General features: G+C 38.8%; 3 protein-coding genes. All 3 read left to right on the top strand.

From position 1 onward, the window contains the following. Nucleotides 1-51 precede the first annotated feature (51 nt). Nucleotides 52-804 (top strand): Rossmann-like and DUF2520 domain-containing protein, encoded by a 753-nt coding sequence (locus tag V5N63_RS11795; RefSeq protein ID WP_332034099.1) that lies wholly within the window; start codon nt 52-54, stop codon nt 802-804. Further along, complete coding sequence (locus V5N63_RS11790; protein WP_332034098.1) at nt 794-1312, top strand: KdsC family phosphatase; 519 nt, start codon at nt 794-796, stop codon at nt 1310-1312. The genes V5N63_RS11795 and V5N63_RS11790 overlap by 11 nt, the downstream gene beginning before the upstream one ends. Before the next feature lie 13 nt (nt 1313-1325). Continuing rightward, a partial coding sequence (locus V5N63_RS11785) for a Maf family protein (protein ID WP_332034097.1) occupies nt 1326-1768 on the top strand: 443 nt, incomplete at its 3' end.

The following is a 1768-nucleotide window of genomic DNA, read 5'->3' as shown; positions in this document are numbered from 1 at the left end:
TTCAATTTTCAGTCCAAAGCAAAATATTTATATTTGTTCATATTTAATTTCATGAAGATTGTAATTCTGGGCTCGGGAAATGTTGCCTTTCATTTAGCGCAAGCTTTTAGTGAAAATAAAATTGGTGTTTCGCAGATTTTTGGCCGCAGCGAAAAAGCCCTGAAAGAAATTTCAGGACACTGCAATATTCCGTATTCTACAGATGAAATAATGGAGGCTGACCTCTACATAATCGCAGTGAGAGATGATGTAACAGCAGAAATTTCAAAAAAAATAAGTAAAGAAAACTGTCTGGTCGCCCATACTTCAGGTTCGCTGCCGAAGGAAATTCTGGAAGGCAATTACCGGAAGGCCAGTTTTTATCCGTTACAAACGTTCTCTAAATCCAAGAAACTTAATTATGCTGAGATTCCGTTTTTTGTGGAGGCAGAAAACCAGGAAGATCTGGAAGTGCTGAAAAATCTGGCTTCGCAGGTTTCAGAAAATGTAATGGTTTCTGATTATGAAAAGAGAAAATATATTCATCTTACCGCCGTATTCGCCTGCAATTTTGTGAATCATCTTTTTGCCAGAGCAAAGGAGATTTCCGATGGTCAGCAGATTCCTTTCAGTTATTTTTTACCGCTTATTGACGAAACCGTTCAGAAAATCCATGAAATTGATCCTAAATCTGCCCAAACCGGACCGGCGGTAAGAAACGATGAACGGGTGGTGCAGCTTCATGAAGATTTAATCAGCAACGAAGAGCATCTGAAAATCTATAAAACCATGAACGATTCTATAAAAAAAATGTATGAGTTATAAAGCGAAACTTAAAAATATAAAAGCCTTCGTATTCGATGTTGACGGAGTTTTTACCGACGGAAGCGTGTACCTGATGCCCGATAAAAGCATGTGCCGTGTCATGAATGTACTCGACGGTTATGCCGTGGTAAAAGCCATAAAAAACAATTATAAAATCTGCGTAATCACCGGCGGCGACGATCCTGCTGTAAGAAACCGGATTCATTACCTCGGTATTGAAGATTATTATGCAAAAGTATCCCACAAATTAGAAAAATATGAAGATTTCCGCAAAAAATATGGTCTGCAGAACGAAGAAATCCTTACCATGGGCGATGATCTTCCCGACATAGGAATCATGAAAACTTCGGGTATCGCTACCTGTCCGAAAAATGCAGTTCCTGAAGTGAAAGCGGTTTCCGCATATATCTCAAACATCGAAGGTGGCAAAGGTGCAGTGCGCGATGTCATCGAGCAGGTGATGAAAGTTCAGGACACCTGGATTCAGGATGATACCAAAAGCGTTTAATTCAGATTAAAGAATGAAAATATTATTAGCCTCCAATTCCCCGAGAAGAAAAGAACTTTTAAAAGCTTTAGGTTTCGATTTTGAAGTCGTTTCTGTAGATTGTGATGAAGTGTATCCTGAAAATTTGCGGGTCGAAAAAATCGCCGAATATCTTTCTGATTTAAAGGCAGATGCTTATAAAAACCTAGAAAGTGGGGAAGTACTGATTACCGCAGACACCATTGTAGCGCTGGAAAATGAAGTGTTAGGAAAACCGAAAAATGCTTTAGAAGCAAAGCAAATGCTGAGAAAACTTTCAGGAAAAACCCATGAGGTTTACACCGGAATTACCATTAGAAATTCACAGAAAAGCATTTCCCAAACCGATGTTACCCACGTAGAAACAGATGATTTGACGGATCAAGAAATCGATTTCTATATTGAAAATTATAAACCTTTCGACAAAGCTGGCGCATA

This window comes from Kaistella sp. (assembly GCF_032060305.1).
Taxonomy (GTDB): Bacteria; Bacteroidota; Bacteroidia; order Flavobacteriales; family Weeksellaceae; genus Kaistella; species Kaistella yananensis.
This window is presented reverse-complemented; position numbering and strand designations above follow the sequence as displayed.

What these genes read in the sequence shown, in the direction of transcription:
- V5N63_RS11795 (WP_332034099.1), top strand. Translation starts at nt 52, where the DNA reads ATGAAGATTGTAATTCTGGGCTCGGGAAATGTTGCCTTTCATTTAGCG.
- V5N63_RS11790 (WP_332034098.1), top strand. Translation starts at nt 794, where the DNA reads ATGAGTTATAAAGCGAAACTTAAAAATATAAAAGCCTTCGTATTCGAT.